Consider the following 18472-nt stretch of genomic DNA (forward strand, 5'->3'; position numbering starts at 1 on the left):
CGAGAGAAAGATAACATTCATTGCAGGAAAAAAGGTGGGTATCGATCGCGTCGTCGATCAAAGGCGCCATTCGGCGCGGGGAGCTGTACGCCGGCGCGCGCATCGCGTCGGAGACGGAGATGGCGGCGCAGTGGAACGTCAGCCCCATGACCGTCCACCGCGCGCTGACGGAGCTTCAGCGCGAAGGGTGGGTGGTGCGCCGCCGCAAGATCGGCACGGTCGTCGCCGACCGCGCCGCGCTGCCGGTAACCAAAGTCGCGCTGATCTTCTCCAGCCACGCGCATCTGCCGGGCGCCGCCTACGCCGCCGGTATCGAGGAAAGCCTGGGCGAAGGGCTTCAGCTTCTGCCGCTCAGCACCAGTAATTTAGCCTCCGAAGAGGCGAAGTGCCTGGAGCGGGCCGCCGCCGAGTGCAGCGCCATCATCTGCTATCCCACGGGAGCGCCCGAAAATACGCCGCTGCTGCGGCGCATCGCCGCCGAAAAGCCGCTGATCTTCGTCGACTGTATGCCGGATGGGATCGAAGCCGATGTCGTGATGACGGACAATACCGGCTCGATGCTGATGGGGATGCAGCACCTGCGCAGCCTGGGGCATACCCGGATTGCATACTTCATGGAGTACCCGCACATGGTTTCGTCGGAGCGAGAACGCTACGACGGCTACCGGCAGTTCATGAAGCAGGATATCGGCGTCGCGGACCCGGAGCGCTGGGTGCGGCGAATCTCCAAGGCGATGTCCTGGAAACAGTACTATGACCGTGTGGAATCGATGATGGCGGAGCTGCTGAGCGAGGACGATCCCATCACGGCGATCGCGTGCCAGCAGGACGCAACCATGTCCGCCGTTCTGGAGGCGTGCGTCCACCTGGGCGTTTCGCTTCCCGACGAGCTGGCCGTCCTGAGCTTCAACGACATGCAGGCCAAGCTTCAGCCGCTGGCGCACAGCGTGCATCGCCTTGTCCAGCGCCCGGTCGAGATGGGCAACATGGTCTCCAAACGGATCCAGCTCCGTCTGAACTCCGCCGGCGTCGCGCCTCAGCAGATGCGGCTGATGACGGACCTTTATCCCGCGCTGCCCTATACCCCGACGGACGCGGCGAAGCAGTTTGCCGACGCGCGCGAAGCCCGGCGAAACGGCGTCCCCGCACGCGCCGAATAGCCGCCGTTTCTTCTCTTGACAGGCTTTCAACCCTATAGTATAATATCTGAGTGGCCGCTGTCCCAATGCCATAGAGTGTAAATTGGGAACATCCTTGACGGCCATTCGGTATTTCCTCTCAAAAATTCCAGTCGCTATTGTTCTTATCGCCACCCTGATCGCGAGTATTACCCATGCTGAAATGGACCGCCGCCGCACTTCCGCTCCTGATGGTGGGCCAGTGCGGCCTTTCCGTCGCCGCGCCCGCCGCGGGAAACGACGCTTCATCTTCGCTGCTGCCCAATTCGGGATGGCGGCTGACTCTCGATCCCCAGGCCCAGTGGCGCGACGACACGCTGTATCTGCCCGGCGATGTGAATCTGAGCGCCATGCCCGTTCATCCGCCCACCGGCGGATGGTCCGCGCTCAATGCGTCCTCGGGAATCGCCGTTTCGCTGCCGGGAACGGTTGAGGAGCATTACTGGGGCCGGTCGCCTGCCCATGTCCTGAATCCGGCGGATCCGAACCAGGTCGTCAATGGCGACGGATCCTATACCGGCGTCTCCTGGTGGTCCCGTTCCTTCACGCCGCCCAGGCTCAAGCCGGGCGAGCGTCTCATCTTTTCCTTCCCCGGCGCGCGTCTGCGCGCGGAAGTTTATGTGAACGGCGAACTCGTCGGCTACGACGCCGTGACCGAAACGGCCTTTGAGGCCGACGCCACGCGGGCGGTCAAGCCCAATCAGCCCAATACGCTCGCGGTGCGCATTACCAACCCCGGCGGCAACTTCGCCTGGGTCGATTTCGATCGATTGAAATGGGGCAAGTACGACCTGCCGATTTCACACGGATTCGGCGGCCTGGACGGCGGAATCGCGATGGCGGCGCGCGGGCCGGTCGCCGTCACCGATCTGGCGATGCTGAACAACCCCGATCCGCGAAAGATCACCTTCACCGCGCAGGTCTCATCCACAGGCCCGGCGTATGACGGCCCCGTCGCGCTGTCCATCTGTCAACATGGCAAAGCGATCTGGACCGGGACGGCTGCCGCGCGGATCACCTCCGGCGGGACGGCGACGGTGACAAAGTCCGTCACGCTCGCGAGCGCGAAATTGTGGTCCGTGGGTCGGCCCAATCTCTATCAAGGCGTGGCGGCGATCCCGTCGATTGCGCACTCGGACCGCGCGGCGACATTCGGGTTCCGCTGGTTTACCGCGACAGGCGTCGGCTCCGACGCCGAGCTTCTGCTCAACGGCAAGCGTATTGTGGTGAAGTCCTCGATCTCCTGGGGACTCTGGTCGCCGAACGGCATGTTTCCCGATCAGGCGGCGGCGGACCGGGAGGTGGCGGCCGCGCGCGCCATCGGTCTGAACGCCGTGCAAAACCACCGGCATATGCCCAAGCCCATCGTGCTGGACACCTTCGACCGCGCCGGGCTGATGCGCTACTGCGAGGCCGGCGCCGGCGGCTTCACGTACCTTTGGGAAAAGGAGCCCGCCTACGCCAGCCAGGGACCGATCGACACCTCGGGCGCGGGCGGCGAGCCGACGGAGTTTTACAACAAGTACGAGCTGTGCAAAGTTTTGGCGATGATCAAGGCCGAACGCTCGCATCCTTCGGCCATTATCTGGTCGCTGCAAAACGAAGCGTCGCTCAATCGGCGTAATCCGAAGGTCTATTATGTGCTGCGCAAAATGCGCGAAGCCGACCCGTCGCGCATTGTGATGCTGGAATCGGGTTTCAGCACCAGCGATCAGGTTTGGTCGCTGCCGTATTCCCGCGATTTGATGATCGATACCGGCAAAGGCTCGGGCTGGAACGACACGCATACGGCGGACGATTCGCCGGGCAGCGTTTATCTTGATCGGTACTATCATTCGGCGACGGATTTCAAATATGGCCCGGATGTCAAGGCGGAGGTGCGCGTGTGGGGCGAGATGGCGTCGGGGGCGTCGCCCGACGATCACACGGCGATGAACGCCTGGTACAAGTCGCACGGCGTTCCGGGATACGACCGCGCCGCGCACGAGGCGATCGAGACCGCGTACGACAAGTTTCTGGACGCTTACGGCTTCCGCGTTGCGTTTCCCAGCGCCGAAGCGATATTCCGAGGAGCGGCCGACAAGCATTACGACAATGCGGCGCGCATGCTGGCGAATGGCCGGATCAACAATTGGAACGACTACCTGGTGCTGTCCGGATGGGAATCCACGGCCATTGACAACCATAGCGGCATGGTCGATGCGCTGCGCATGCCGAAGACCGATCCGGCGCCGATCCATGCGGCCGCCGCTCCGGCGCTGCTTGTCATCCGCGCGCCCCATATGGTGGTGGCGCTGGGCGATCCAGCGAGCGTCGATATCCATCTCGTCAATGAGATCGGCTTGAAGGGGCGCTATACCCTGAAGGTTACGGCTGCGGGAGGAGACGGCAAGACGTTCTTCACCGAGTCCTCCCCAGTCGTCGTGGCCGGCGGCGACACGTTCGGACAGCCGCTCCAAACCGGCGTCGCAATCCAGCCGCGAGGGCGGGGGACATTGTCCGTCACGGCTTCGCTCATCAGTCCGGCCGGCGCCGTCGCGCTGAAACAGACGGAAAAGCTGCTTGTCGTCGATACTCAGCCGAAGGCCCTCAAAACCTCCGTCGCCACTCTGGGATCGCCGCAATTCGGCGCGGCGCTTCAGAAGCGCTTCGGCGTCGCCTCCGTCCCGTATACGTCCGCGCTTGGCAAAGTCGACACCATTGTGATCGACCCGTCGGCCCCCGGCGAAACCGCGCACTGGCAATCGACGCAGGTGGAGGCCGCGACGATCCACACTGCCGATAATCCTGAGCTCTATACGGCACAGATGTACGGCCATGCCGGCCCGGTGGTCCATTACGCCGATCTCGCTCCGGGAACGGCGCATGTCGATCTCTACTTCGCCGAAACCTACTTCGATCAGCCCGGCAAGCGCGTATTCGATGTCGCCTTAAACGGCCAAACAGTGCTTCAGGACTTCGATATCGTTCAGGCGGCGGGCGGGCCGAACATCCCTATTGTCAAGAGCTTCCCCGTGGAGATCGGCGCGGGCGGCGGCCTCGATCTGGCAATCCCCAGCGTTCGCGCGGACAACGCCAGCATCGCGGCCATTCGCATTACGGACTCCCAGGGGCGCGTCACGCGGGAAGTCTTTCGCAAGTCCTCTTACCGCGATCCACAGGGCAATCTCTGGAACGCCCTCGGGGGAACCGGCTACGATTGGTCGCTCTCCACATCGGATCTGATCGCGCGCGTTCGCGACGGCGCCCGCCTCGTGATTCTTTCCAACGACTCTGAAGGCGCCGACGCCCAGTCCGCCGCGAGCGCGCTGGCGAAGGAGCGCGTTCTGACTTACTCAGGAATGGCGGGGACCTCCGGCCCGTCCTGGCTGGGGTTCTGGTACTTCGGAAAATCCCACTGGCTGCTGAGCGGTCTGCCGTCCAACTGCGTCCTTGGCTGGCCCTATCAGATCACCAGCGGTAATGGAATGATCGTGACGGCGCCGGGCCTGGACGCCGTGATCGGATACGGTATGCACCACAGCACGACCTTGGGCCTCGGCGCCGCCGTGGTTCCCTGCGGCCAGGGGCAGATCGTCCTCTTCTGCCTGCCCGGCTTAGCCCAGGCCTTTTCGTCCGACCGCGCCGACGGATTCGATCCCGTCACCGCGCGCCGAATCGTCTACAACGCTCTCGCCGGCCCCGGCGCCGCGCAATAAACCTTGAGGATCGCTTCCATGAATTTCGATAACGAAACCAAAATCTCGGACTTCCATGGCTTCACATGCCATGAGTTCCAATTGAGCGGCCGCGAAGCGCGTGTCGCCGAGCCGAAGACCGCGCTTCCGGGCCGCCCCTGGATCTGGCGGACGATGTTCTGGGACGCCTTTCCGAGCGCCGATATCGCCCTGCTGGAGCGCGGCTTCCATGTCGGCTATGTCGATCCCGGAGATACTTACGCGAACGCCGAAGCGCTCGCGCTGTACGATGCTTTGTACGATTTGTTAACCACGCGATACGGCTTTTCGAAGAAGCCGGCGCTGGAGGGACTGAGTCGAGGCGGCTTCTGCGCTTACCGTTGGACGTACTTTAATACCGATAAAGTCGGCTGTATCTACGGGGACGCGCCGCTGTGCGATATCAATGCATTGAGCCGGCATGGAGAAGCCTGGCGCAATATCATGAACGCCTACGGCGCTTCCGACGACGCTCAGATGAAGACGCTCGAAGGCAATCCAATCGATAGCCTGCCGATGCTCGCCGCCGCGCATATCCCCATCATCCATGTCTGCGGCGATGAAGACACGGCCGCCGTCAACGCCGATAATAACGACATCGTTCAGGCGCGCTATCCGGCGCTGGGCGGGGAGTTCACGCTGATCATGAAGCAGGGCTGCCCGCATCATCCTCATGGCCTGAAGGATCCCACGCTGGTCGCCGATTTTATTGTCGCCCATTGCGCGGAGGGCGCCGCGCTGGTCGCGGCGATGGAGCGCGCTCCGAAATCGGGCGCGGTCATTTCTATCCCCGCCGGTGAGTGGTGACATCTTGTTTGCCATATTTCAAGGACAGACTATGAATCTCAAATCTCTGGCGGCGGCCGCGCTTTCCCTCGTGTCGCTGGCGTACTGGACCGTTCCGGCCATCGCCGCCCCGGCCATGCAATCGTTCAACTCCGCCGCCGGCGTGATGGATGTGGACTACGCGCATTACCTTTCCAAGCACGACATCGTTTTCAATAAGCCGATCACGAATCCCCTGTACGGCGTTACCGTGGGCAACGGCCGCCTCGGCGCGATGGTCTGGAACACGGACGGGCTGACGATGCAGGTGAGCGGCGTGGACGCCTCCGAGGAGACGGCGTTTTCCTCCGGCGTGATCCATCTGAGCGCGGCGCCGGGAATGGACGCCGGCGCGGCGAAGTTCCAGCAGCGCCTTTCGCTCTACGACGGCGTTCTCACGACGAAATACGACGCCGATCGCACCGTGACGGTGATGGGAGCGCCCAACTCGGAAGTGATGGGCGTCCATGTGGACGATCGGCGCGCGGGCGTCTCCGCCGTCACGCTGGATCTCAGTTTGTGGGATGTCGATAAGCTCGGGGGCGGCGATGTTCCCAATATGGACACGTGGCGCACCGTGACCACTTACGCCGACGCGACCGGGATCGGCCTCAGCCGTGGGCAGGCGGATCCGAATAACTTCGGCTACACGCTCGCGGCGTCCGTCGAAGGCGCGAAGTTCACCGCTCAGACCATCGGGCCCAACAAAGTCCGGCTGGTCATCACGCCGTCTTCCCACTATACGATCTGGATCGCCTGCGCCAGCCGTCTCAATGCGCCCGGTCACAACTCCATCCCGCAAGCGCAGCGTTTGCTCACGGGCGTCAAGAGCAAGGGGTATGCGGCCACGCTATCGAGCTATGAGAACTGGTGGCATGCGTTCTGGGCGAAGTCCTTTGTCCAGTACTCCAACGCGTCCGGCGACGCCGATTATCTGGAAAACATGTACTACCTCTATACGTACATGATTGCCGCCGGCGGCTACGCCAATTATCCGTTCCACTTCATCAACGGCGCTTACAGCGCCGTGGCGGATCAGCACAGCAGCAAATGGAGCGTGGCGTACTGGTTCTGGAACCAGCGCGACGTCTACAATTCGTTCCTGGCGAGCAACCACGTGGCCGTGATCGACGGATTCAACAATCTGTACTCGCGCAACTTCGACGCCCTCAAATCTTACACCAAGACCAAGTATGGCATTGACGGCATCTGGGTTCCGGAGACGATGGGGTGGGACGGCAACGCGCGCCATACCGACGACAGCGATTTCACCAAGAACATCTATTCGACCGGAACCGAAGCGGCGAACAATATGTACGATCGTTATCGATATACGAACGACGACTCGTATCTGCGCACGACCGCGTATCCGTTTATGAAGGAAATCGCGAAGTTCTATACGAGCAAGCTGACCAAAAACGCGGATACCGGCAAATATGAAATGCTGATATCCAACGCGCATGAGACCTACTGGCGCGTGAAGAACGCGATCACGGATCTCGCCGCCGTGCGCAGCTTGTTTCCGGTGGCGATTTCTTCGAGCGAAACGCTGGGCGTGGACGCCGATCTGCGCGCGCAGTGGCGGGACGTGCTGGCCAACCTCGCCCCATATCCCGTCGCCGACGATGGACTGAGCTATCTGCCGCACGATCCGCCGGCGATCAAGATGACCAACGGCGAGAACATCACCAGCGAACTGCTCTGGCCCTACAGTGTCACGGGGATTGGTTCGCCCGACTATGCAAAGGCGCTGAACAACTGGAACAGCCGTCCGAACCCATACAGCAATGTCTGGTCCCCCGACGCAATCCAGGCGGCCCGTCTCGGGCTGGGCGACGCGGCCTATCAAGGGCTGAAGGTGATGCTGGAGATCTACCAGACCTATCCCAACGGGCGAACGGACAACACCAACGGCGAATTCGAGTATATGGGCGTGCACTTGCTCGCGATGAATGAATCCCTGCTGCAAAGCTACAACGACAAGATCCGCGTGTTTCCGGCGGCGCCGAGCGACACATCCTTCGTAGGCCGCTTTACGCTTCTCGCCAAGGGCGGCTTCCTGGTCAGCTCCGAGCGGGACAACGCGGGCGTCAAATATGTCGGGGTCAAGAGCCTATACGGCAATCCGGCGACGCTGGTGAATCCCTGGGTCGGTCAGGCGGTCATCGTCCGAAACGCGTCGGGCGGCGCCGTGCTGAAGTCCTCGGATCCCGAACTCCAATTCACGACGACGGCGAACACCGTTTACATCGTCGAACGGGCCTCGAAGCCGCTGAGCGCCTACAAGCGCGTCACGCTGACGGGAAAAGCGAACGGCGACGCGAAGTTCCTGACCACAACGGCGATGATCGGCTCATCCACCCTGGCGCGTCCGGACACGGGCAAATACGAGGCGGAAGCCGCTGAGCTGACGCAGTGCTTTGCATCGTCGGATCTCGCGGCGTCCAACGTCCGGGAAGTGACGAATATGCGGCTCGGCTCCGCCGTCACGTTCCGCAATGTTCGCGCGGGCGGTAAACTCTCGATTCAGTACTGCACCTTCAGCGATCCCGGCAAGCTGACGCTCTATGTCAATGGAACGCGCATTCAAGATGTGGTTTTTCCGGCGACAAAGAGCTGGACGGGGACTTACGCGATCACTACGGTTGCGGTTCCGATTCCTAAAGGGGCGACGGTCACGCTGCGATATGATGACGGCGACTCCGGCGTCAATCTCGACTACCTGCGCATCGAGGGCTCCTGAACTCCATGCATGACTGGGGGATGGGCGCCGCCATGGCGTCCATTCTCTTTGTGATTACTATAGTGTATTAATATGATTTCGATATTCAATTGATCCGCTCAGTACTCAGTAAATGTACAAAACATATGAATAAATCCCTATAAAGTTCTAAAAATAAAGTGTTGACAGCTTTAAAACTCTATAGTATAATTGGTCATGTCGAGATTATTGCTCGGAAGTATATTTCCTGAAGCCGATTGTTACGAGAGGAAACCTGCCATGAATATCTTATCCAACTCTGAGCGTGGGAAGGCTCCCGGAGCCTCGCGAATGAAGCTGGGCTTCACGCTGATCGAATTACTAGTAGTTATTGCTATAATTGCGATTCTTGCCGCCATCCTATTTCCGGTCTTCGCGAAGGCGCGCGAAAAGGCGCGGCAAATCAGCTGCCTTTCCAATGAGAAACAAATCGGCCTGGGGCTGCTGATGTACTCCCAGGACTACGATGAGTATTTCCCGGCGTCGACGTATTTTTCCGGCATCACCTTGAACAGCGGCGTGTGGACGAACACCATGCTGCTGGCGCAGCCTTATATCAAATCCAAAAACGTCTGGTCCTGTCCAAGCAATCCGTATAACAAGTTCTCGATGAACTATGCGACGCAGGATGACGCCTTCACATCCTACGCGCTCAATATGCAGCTGTTCGACAAAACCTACTATGGCGCCCCGCACAACAGCGGATTTATCGACAAGCCGTCCAACAAGATCATGATCGCGGAATCCGTCGCCTACGCCAACGGCGGCGCCGATCCGCCGGCGGGAAATGGCGCGCATTACACCTCGATGGGCTGGTCCTACTGGGACGGCGATGCGGACGGCTTCGCGCGAGAGGGCTTCTGCCACAACACCGGAACCATGAACGTGGTGTACTGCGACGGTCATGCGAAGGCCGTCCGACCGGAGCAGACGGCGGGCGCCAACGGACAGGTAAACGCCTGGGGCATCTTTACCGACAACGGCGGCGGCTCATGCAATGGGCTGTGGCTCGCGGGCGGCTTGAACTGCGACAACTACTCTCCCGGCGCCACGCAGGATCTTGCGAACCTGCGCAAGAAGTGGGCTCCATAGAATCTGTCGGTCTCGTAAACCTTCCTCTCGCTGGAAATACGGCTCCGGGCGAGGGGAGGGTTTTCTATTGTTGTATGTGATGAGAATTTTAGAATGACTTTTCGATTGCGCGCCGCGTTTCGCATTCATCCTTGGCTCTGCTGCGTTGCCGGTGTTTTCTGTGTGTTTGGTTTGGGGGCGCAGGCCATGATGGCCGCCAGCCCTGTGGGAGATGTGGTCGGGAAGGTGACCGTCGGATATCAGGGCTGGTTTTCCGCCGCAGGCGACGGTTCTCCGGTCAACAACTGGGGACACCAAAACCTGGAGATGTGGCCCGATATGCGGGAATACAAAGCGGCGTATCCGGCAACCCATCACGCGCTGGGAAACGGTCAGCCGGCGACGATGTTTTCCTCGTACGATCAGCAGACGATCGACACGCATTTCCACTGGATGGCGCAGAATGGGATCGACACGGCGGCTCTGCAGCGCTTCGGCAATGAGATCGATCCGGCCAGCACGCTCAAGGCCCAGCGCGACGGCGTCGCCGTGAAGATGATGGCGGCCGCACAGGCGACCGGGCGCAAGTTTTACATCATGTACGATATGTCCGGCGGCACGGAGCATTTGAAGAGCGACTGGACCGACACGATTGTCAATACCCTGCATCTGACGAAATCGTCCGCCTACGCCCGGCAGAACGGCAAGCCCGTCGTGTGCTTGTGGGGCCTGGGCTACACCTGGTTCAAATTGAGCCCCTCAGATGGAAAGGCGCTGGTCAATTGGTTTAAGAGCCAGGGCTGCTATGTGATTGGGGGGCTCCCCGGCCAGTGGCGCACAGGAACCGGCGATTCGCGCGCGGACTACGCCGAGGCTTACAACGCCTGTGATATGATCTCGGCCTGGGCGGTCGGCCGGCCCGTGGACGGCAGCTATCAAGGCTGGATCTCCGGAGATTTCGCCTATTGCACGGCGCACGGTATCTACTATCAACCAGACGCCTATCCCGGCACATCGTTCTTCAACAGCAATGGGGCGCGTTCGCCGAAGAACCAGTTTCCGCGAAAGCATGGCGACTTCCTGTGGGCGCAATTCGCCGCCATGCGCAAGGCCGGGGCGCCCAGCGTTTATATCTCCATGTTCGATGAGATGAATGAGGCGACCTCCATCTTCAAATGCGCCGAAGACGCCTCCGCGATGCCGGCGGGAGAATGGTTTCTGCCGCTCGACGCCGAAGGCGTTCACGTTTCTTCGGACTATTATCTGCGTCTCGTTTGCGACGGCGGCAAGATGATCAAAGGGAAGGTCCCATACCAGGAGACGAATCCCACGCCGTTTGTAATTTCCGGCGTTGCCTTCTTCCCCGGATTGCAATATGGCGGAGCCGCCACGGAGTTCTTGCCGAAGGGCAGCTATCCACAGGCCAAGCTTGCGGCGGAAGGAGTGCGCAAGCGCGGAGCGCTGTCCATGCGAATCCCGTTCGGCTGGAAAGTGATCGCCTATTCCGGCGACAACTTCACGGGAGCTTCGTGGACGATCACCTCGGACACGCCGAATCTGCCCGGGCGCAGTCCTCGGAAAAATCTCACGATGCTGTCCTGCAAGATCCAGTAAATCGCATCTCTCGGCGCCGCTGTGAACGCGGCGCCGAGATCCTTAATTAGTAATTATTGTAATAATTGCAATTCAGAATGACCAAAACAAAGGAGAACTAACGATGCATGCTCAGCTCAATGGGGTGAAGGGCGTCGGCTTACGGATTCTCGGCTTGGGACTGGCGGCGCTTGCCCTTGGCTTCGGCGGCGCGGCCCGCGCCGCCAGTCCGCCCGGCGACGTGGTCGGCAAGGTGACGGTTGGCTATCAGGGATGGTTCTCGGCGCCGGGCGACGGCTCGCCTGTCAACAATTGGGGCCACACGAATCTGGAGACGTGGCCGGATATGCGCGAATACACGGCGGCTTATCAAACGGCGTATCCCAATCTTGGGAATGGTCAGCCGGCCACAAACTTCTCTTCTTACGATCAATCCACGGTAAACATCCACTTCAATTGGATGGCGCAGAATGGAATCGACACGGCGGCGCTGCAGCGATTCGGCAACGAGATCGTCCCTGGCAGCACCTTGAAGGCCCAGCGCGATGGCGAGGCGACTCGGGTGATGAATGCGGCGCAGACGAACGGGCGCAAATTTTACATCATGTATGACATGTCCGGCGGCACGACCTATCTTCAGTCGGACTGGACAAACACGATCGTCAATACGCTGCATCTGACATCGTCCTCGGCCTACGCCAAGCAAAACGGCAAACCCGTCGTCTGTCTCTGGGGGCTGGGCTACACCTGGTTCGGTCTCAGTCCGACCGATGGCCTCTCGCTGGTCAACTGGTTCAAGAACCAGGGGTGCTATGTCATCGGCGGCGTGCCCGGCCAGTGGCGCACGGGAACCGGGGATTCTCGACCGGACTATGCGACGGTCTACAACACCTGCAATATGGTGATGGCGTGGGCGGTCGGGCGGGTGGTGGACTCCACGTACCAGCCCTGGGTTTCGGGCGATCTGGCTTATTGTAATGCGAACGGAATGGACTATCAGCCGGACGCATATCCGGGCACTTCCTTTTACAACACCAACGGCCCATCGTCCCCCAAGAACCAGTACCCGCGAAATCATGGGGATTTTATGTGGTCGCAGTTCGCGGCGATGCGCAATGCGGGCGCCTCCAGCGTTTACATCTCTATGTTTGACGAGATGAACGAAGCGACGTCGATCTTCAAATGCGCCGAAGATTCGTCGATGATCCCGGCCAACAACTGGTTCCTGACGCTCGACGCCGACGGCGTTCACGTCTCCTCCGACTACTATCTGCGCCTCACCTGCGATGGAGGCAAAATGATCAAAGGGCAGATCCCTTATCAGACGGCGCACCCCACGCCCTTCACCATCACCGGCGTTACTTTCTATCAGGACACATTGTACGGAGGCGGCTTCGGCCAAGCGCTGGCGAAGGGCAGCTACACGCTGGCGCAGCTTGCGGCCAAAGGCGTCCCAAACGACTGGGCGTCCTCCGTGCGCATTCCCCCCGGCTGGACGGTGATTATGTATTCGGACGACAACTTCTCCGGGACTTCCTGGACTCTGACCTCGGATAACTCGAACTTCCCCGGCTTGAGCCCCAACGGGAACGATGTGATGTCGTCGTGTAAGATCCAGTGAAGATGCCCCCGGCCCCCACAGCGTTATACGCGAGTATAAAACTCGGGCCTTGGGAGTCGCTTCGCGACTAACCACCCAAAGGGTACCCGCGTGCCGGACGGAGGAATATGTTGTCGATTACCAGCATTTGCGTCCGGCACGGACGCCTAGCCGAAGGCTCCCAAGACCCGGCTTTTATAGCCGGGGAACGTGTGAGCAATAGCGTTAAGGGTTAATAGAAGTTATTGCTATTTAGATAAGGAGCACATATGAGAAACACTGCTGTTTTACTCGCCGCAATGGCGGCGACGCTCATGACCGCCGTCGCCGCGCATGCGCAGTTCGTGGGCGTTACCTGCGGCTGGAACTATTCGAACGATCTTTCTGGGCCGAATACCGGCATGGCGAACACGCCGCTGTTCAACCCGGACCCGGCGAATCCGAACCGGACCTGGGATGAATGGGCGGAGGAGTTGGGGGCGAGTGGGGTGGATTTCGTCTGCCCGAACCTGCGCGGGTCGTATCCGGAGACGGGGCTCAGTCCGGTGAATATTGCGCCGCTGATCACGGCGTTGAACAACCGGGGGCTGAACGATCGGATCAAGCTGGCGATCTTTGACGATAACGCGAGCTCCTGGACCGCCGAATGGAATGAAGCGAACGGGCGCGGCTTTGGCTACGCGCAGCCGTTCGACATCAGCAACTCCGCCAACTGGACCTATCTGTGGGACTATAACTACAAGCTGTTCTATCAGACCGTGCCGGATGCAAATCGCTTCAAGATCAATGGGCGTCCGGTGATTATCTTGTGGACCGGCAACACATATTTCATCGGCAACATGCAGGGCAATATGTCCCGCGCGCTGCTTTATGTGCGCCAGCAGTGCCAGAGTACGTTTGGGTTCAATCCGTATATTATTGTTTCGGGCGACACGCTCTCCCACGACACGACCTGTAACAATCCTTCGGTGGTCGACGCCGTGCATAACTGGTTCAATCCAAACTCAACCGGCGCGCCGGGCTATACGCTGACGAACTTCAATAACGTGCTGACCGGCGCGCTCTGCCCGCAATTCCAGACGGCGGCGAACGGCTCGTGGGTGGACGCCAACCATGGCGTCCAGCTCGACACATCGCTGCAAAATACGCACGGCGCCGGCGCGCAGCTAACTTTGATTGAGGGCTTCACGGACTGGGAGGAGGACGCCGCGCTGTTTCGCGGCCGGAACTTGGACCCGACCGGCGCATCGCTCGGTTACAGCTCCACCTATTACGACTATCCAAACCAGCGTCTGAACATCACGCGCAAGAACAGCAACAATCCGTTTCCGGCGGATCTGAAGGAGGAGATTGAAGGATGCGACACTTTTGGCGGCGGCGTGCGAAGCGGTCCGGCCAACTACTACCGCAATGGCCCGATTTCCATCGAGACGACTGCGGACGCCGGCGGCGGCTTCGACGTTGGTAATATTCAGGCCAATCAGTGGTTCGAATGGCAGGCTGTCCCGGTCCAGGGCGCAAAGCACTTTCTGGTGCGTGTCGCCACCACGGCCGCGAACTGCCGCGTGCACTTTGTGATCGACGGATCGACCAAGCCCTCGGTCACGCTTCCCAATACGGGCGGCTGGCAGACGTGGACGACCGTGGACGCCGGCTCATACGGCGCCTTCGCGGCCGGATCCACGCATACCGTGCGCCTGGTCTGCGAAACCGGCGGGATGAACCTCAACTACTGGAAGCTCGGCGGAACGATCCCCATCGGCAGCACGATCAGCTTGCAATCGCGCGCCAATAACAACTACGTGACGGCAAGCGCCACGGGCGCCTCGCCTTTGATTGCAAGCAGCGCGACCGTCGGGACGGCGCAGCTCTTCACGGTGGTCGATATGGGGAATGGGTGCGTCGCCCTGCGCGCCCAGATCAACAACGATTATGTCTGCGCCGACAATGGGGGAGCGGCCAATCTGATCAATAACCGGACATCGGCCGGCCTGTGGGAGACGTTCCAGTGGATCGAAAACACGGACGGAACGATCTCGCTCAAGTCCAACTCCGACCAGGAGTTTGTCTGCGCCGAAAACGCGGGCGCGAATCCGCTGATCGCGAACCGGCCCGGACACGGCCTCTGGGAAGGATTTAACTACGCGATCCACTAAAGGATGCTCTCCTGCTAGGTCTAAACTACAGAGTTATTAATGGCGTGACGCCAATCGATGGCCGGTGATTTCAATCGCCGGCCACGATGCAAAACCGCAATCTCTCTGATCTTCTCGCCATGCTTGCCACGGAAAAATAATTCTTGACACACTAATAACCCTAGTGTATAATAATCTTGTCTTGAAGATTGCTTGGCGGCGCGCAAAAAGCGTCGTCGTGTCGAGTCATCATCGGTCGCGTTGCAATCCTGGGATATCAAAGGAGTCCAGCGTATTGAATGGAAAAGTCCGCCGTCTGGCGCTGATGACGGCGATAGGAGCATTGGTTTTGTCAAACACGTCGTTTGCGGCGGACGCAATTCATAAGAATACGGATGGGGCGGTCGTGAGTACACAAGGGATCATCGTAAAATCCGGGGAGAAGTTCGCGTTTCTCGGCGCGTCGATCAGCGAGTTTGGCTGGAGCCATCCCACGGGTTATATCCAGCTCACGATTAAGACGCTGACCGACAACGGCGTCAAGATCGTTCCGATCCCAGCGGGCGTCAGCGGCAATTCGTCGCGGGATATGCTGGCGCGCCTGGACCGCGATGTGATCGGCAAGAAGCCGGATTGGGTGACGATCGACGCCGGCGGCAACGATGTCTGGCATGGCGATGTCCCGTTCGATGAGTACATGACAAACATGACGGCGATTGTCGATAAATCGCAGGCGGCGGGGATCCGTGTCGTCATTCAAACATGCACGCCCATCATGGAAGACCTGAACGGTCCGTTCAATACGAAGATGGCGTACTTCAATCAATTTCTCCGATATCTGGCCGGTCAAAAACATTGCGTTCTCGCGGATTTGAATGGCGGCGCCGTGGCGATTTTGAAGGCCAAGACGGGGACGGACAATGTCCTGACAACGGACGGCGTCCATATGAACGAGCGCGGCGACCGGGTGATGGCGACGGGGCTGCTGGAAGCGCTGGGGCTGACCGATGCGCAGATTGCGAAAACGATCGCGCGGTGAGGCTGATCGGGAGCAAACACGGAGATTGGGGTATCGATATTGAGAAGGTATTTACCACTGAGCGCGCTGCTGACATTGGCGCTCGCGAGCGCCGCAGGAGCGCAGAACGCTCCGGTCTATAAAGACAAGTCGCAGCCGGTTCCGGTCCGTGTCGCGGATCTCTTGCAGCGGATGACGAATGAAGAAAAGGTCCGAGAGCTGAGCGAGGATTGGGGGATTCCCGGCAATGATCGCCTCGGAATCCCGGCGCTCAGCAAAGCCGAGGCGACCCATGGATTCGGCTATGGAACGGGAGCGACGATCTTCCCGCAGGCGCTCGGCCTTGCCGCCACCTGGGATACGAAAGTGGCGAACGATGTCGGCGATGTGACCGGCCAGGAGTGCCTGGAGGCGAATACTTATCAGGCATGGTGCCCCGTGCTTGATGTCGCCCGCGATCCGCGCTGGGGCCGAATGGAGGAGACCTACGGGGAAGACCCATATCTGGTCTCCCGCATGGGCGTCTCCTGGATCAAGGCGTATCAATCGCACAACTTGATCGCTACCCCCAAGCACTTCGCCGCGCATGGCGGGCCGCTCGGCGGCCGCGACAGCAACGATGTGGGATATTCCGAGCGCGTGATGCGCGAAGTCTATCTGGTTCCGTTCCGCGCCGCATTCGAGGAGGGCAAGGCGGGAGCCGTCATGAACGCCTACAGCACCTGGGTGGACGGCGTTCCCTGCGCCGAATCGCAGGATCTGCTCTTCGGCATCCTGCGTCAAGAGTGGGGGTTCGATGGATTTGTCGTCTCCGACTGCGGATCGATCGACAATATCTACACCAAATTCGGCGTCTCGCAGGATAAGGTCGATGCGGCGCGCAAGGCCATCGAAGCCGGCGTCTCCTGCAACTGCGGCGACACGTACAAGCAGTTTCTACTGACAGCGGTGCAGTCTGGTCAAGTCTCACAGAAGACTCTGGACTTCGCGGTCGGGCGCATTCTCACGGTGATCTTCCGATTGGGGCTGTTTGAGCGCCCGATGACGAAGACCAAATGGGAGTGGAAAGACAACCCAAATTGGGATAGCCCGCCGCACCGCCAGGTTTCGCTGAATGAGGCGCGGGAAAGCATTGTTCTGCTGAAGAACACCGGTGTTCTGCCGTTGAGCAAGACAATCGGCTCCGTCGCGGTCATCGGCCCCAGCGCCGACGAGGCGCAGCTAGGCGACTATTCGACCCACGCCAAGCCGGGCCAGCTCATCACGGTGCTGGCGGGCGTCAAAGCCGCCGTGTCGTCGAACACAACCGTCAACTACGCCAAAGGGTGCGATCATACCGGCGCTTCCACCGCCGGATTCGACGAAGCCATCAAGGCGGCGCAGGCGAGCGATGTTTCGATCCTGGTGCTGGGCGACAAATCGGAAGTCACGACTGGTGAAAACTACGACCGCGCCAATCTGGATCTGCCCGGCGTACAGCAACAGCTTCTCGAAGCGGTCGCCAAGGTCGGCAAGCCCGTCATTCTCGTTCTCGTCGCCGGCAAGCCCACGACAATCGGGTGGGCGGCCGAGCATGTCCCGGCGATTGTGGAAACCTGGTTCCCGGGTGAAGAAGGCGGCCACGCGACCGCCGATGTGCTTTTTGGCGATTACAATCCCGGCGGCCGCCTCCCGGTGACGTTCCCGCGTTCGGCGGACCAATTGCCGCTTTACTACAACTACAAGCCGTCGGGGCGCGCGTACAACTATTTAGATCAGTCGTTCACGCCTTTGTACCGCTTTGGGTACGGCCTGAGCTATACCAAATTTGCCTACAGCAATCTGAAGGTGACGCCGCCGTCCAGCCCAACCGGCAGCGCGACCGTGACTGCGGATGTGACGAATACAGGATTGCGGGCCGGCGATGAAGTCGCACAGCTTTACATCAACCATCCGGTGAGCAGTGTCGTGACGCCTGTCATGGAGCTGAAAGGCTTCCGCCGGGTCCATCTGGACCCGAACCAGACGGCCACCGTCACGTTTACTCTGACGCCGTATGCCCTGTCCGTTCTGAACAAGAATCTGGACCGCGTTCTGGAGGCCGGAGCCGTCCGAATCCTGGTCGGCGGCGCGTCCCCCGCCGCCCTGACCGGCGACGAACAGAAGACCAAGATCGGCTACGCCGCGCCGGACCAGGGTGTGATGGGAACCCTGCAAATCAAAACGCCGCTCGCGGCCAAATTTGCCTACGCCCTTCAAACACCCGCTTCCGCCGCGCGCCAGAAGCAGTTCCAGGCGACCGTGCGTGTCCGAAACGCCGGCGGCATGACGGACATCGGCGAAGTCCAGCTCTTCGCCAATGGCGAACGCTTGGGATCCCAGCGCTTCGAACTGGCCGCCGGAGAAGACAAACTGCTGGCGTTCCCGGTAACGCTCGCCAAAGCCGGCGGCGCGACGCTGACAGCCTCGGGCAAATATACGATGGCGACGCGGGCGATTGTGGTGAAATAGACGCAGGCGTTTCGCGCCTAAATATGAGGCGCCTACAAGGTTCGTTGTCCCCGGCTTCATAACCGGGGACGAAACCATGGGCATC

General features: G+C 60.3%; 10 protein-coding genes. All 10 read left to right on the plus strand.

The annotated features are described in order from the left end of the window. Positions 1 to 20: 20 nt before the first annotated feature. The gene (locus tag D5261_RS20665; RefSeq protein ID WP_119325005.1) at positions 21 to 1160 is read left to right on the plus strand and encodes a GntR family transcriptional regulator; all 1140 of its coding nucleotides are present in this window, start codon (positions 21 to 23) and stop codon (positions 1158 to 1160) included. A 173-nt stretch (positions 1161 to 1333) separates the two neighbouring features. Beyond that, positions 1334 to 4876: a malectin domain-containing carbohydrate-binding protein gene (locus D5261_RS20670; protein ID WP_119325004.1), complete on the plus strand. Its 3543-nt coding sequence runs from the start codon at positions 1334 to 1336 to the stop codon at positions 4874 to 4876. Positions 4877 to 4894: 18 nt separating this feature from the next. Next, positions 4895 to 5701 (plus strand): alpha/beta fold hydrolase, encoded by an 807-nt coding sequence (locus D5261_RS20675; RefSeq protein WP_119325003.1) that lies wholly within the window; start codon positions 4895 to 4897, stop codon positions 5699 to 5701. A 31-nt stretch (positions 5702 to 5732) separates the two neighbouring features. After that, entirely contained in the window at positions 5733 to 8462 is a 2730-nt protein-coding gene (locus D5261_RS20680; RefSeq protein WP_119325002.1) for a glycosyl hydrolase family 95 catalytic domain-containing protein, read from the plus strand. 309 nt (positions 8463 to 8771) lie between these two features. Then, the gene (locus tag D5261_RS20685) at positions 8772 to 9572 is read left to right on the plus strand and encodes a DUF1559 family PulG-like putative transporter (RefSeq protein WP_435792416.1); all 801 of its coding nucleotides are present in this window, start codon (positions 8772 to 8774) and stop codon (positions 9570 to 9572) included. Between the two features lie 93 nt (positions 9573 to 9665). Then, the gene (locus tag D5261_RS20690; protein WP_119324999.1) at positions 9666 to 11165 is read left to right on the plus strand and encodes a lectin; all 1500 of its coding nucleotides are present in this window, start codon (positions 9666 to 9668) and stop codon (positions 11163 to 11165) included. A 103-nt stretch (positions 11166 to 11268) separates the two neighbouring features. Continuing rightward, positions 11269 to 12765, plus strand: a complete 1497-nt coding sequence (locus D5261_RS20695; RefSeq protein WP_174721503.1) for a lectin — start codon at positions 11269 to 11271, stop codon at positions 12763 to 12765. A 248-nt stretch (positions 12766 to 13013) separates the two neighbouring features. Then, positions 13014 to 14900: a DUF5010 domain-containing protein gene (locus D5261_RS20700; RefSeq protein WP_119324998.1), complete on the plus strand. Its 1887-nt coding sequence runs from the start codon at positions 13014 to 13016 to the stop codon at positions 14898 to 14900. Between the two features lie 274 nt (positions 14901 to 15174). After that, positions 15175 to 15918: an SGNH/GDSL hydrolase family protein gene (locus D5261_RS20705; RefSeq protein ID WP_119324997.1), complete on the plus strand. Its 744-nt coding sequence runs from the start codon at positions 15175 to 15177 to the stop codon at positions 15916 to 15918. Between the two features lie 39 nt (positions 15919 to 15957). After that, entirely contained in the window at positions 15958 to 18387 is a 2430-nt protein-coding gene (locus D5261_RS20710; protein ID WP_125206391.1) for a glycoside hydrolase family 3 C-terminal domain-containing protein, read from the plus strand. Positions 18388 to 18472 lie beyond the last annotated feature (85 nt).

The organism is Capsulimonas corticalis, assembly GCF_003574315.2.
Taxonomy (GTDB): domain Bacteria; phylum Armatimonadota; class Armatimonadia; order Armatimonadales; family Capsulimonadaceae; genus Capsulimonas; species Capsulimonas corticalis.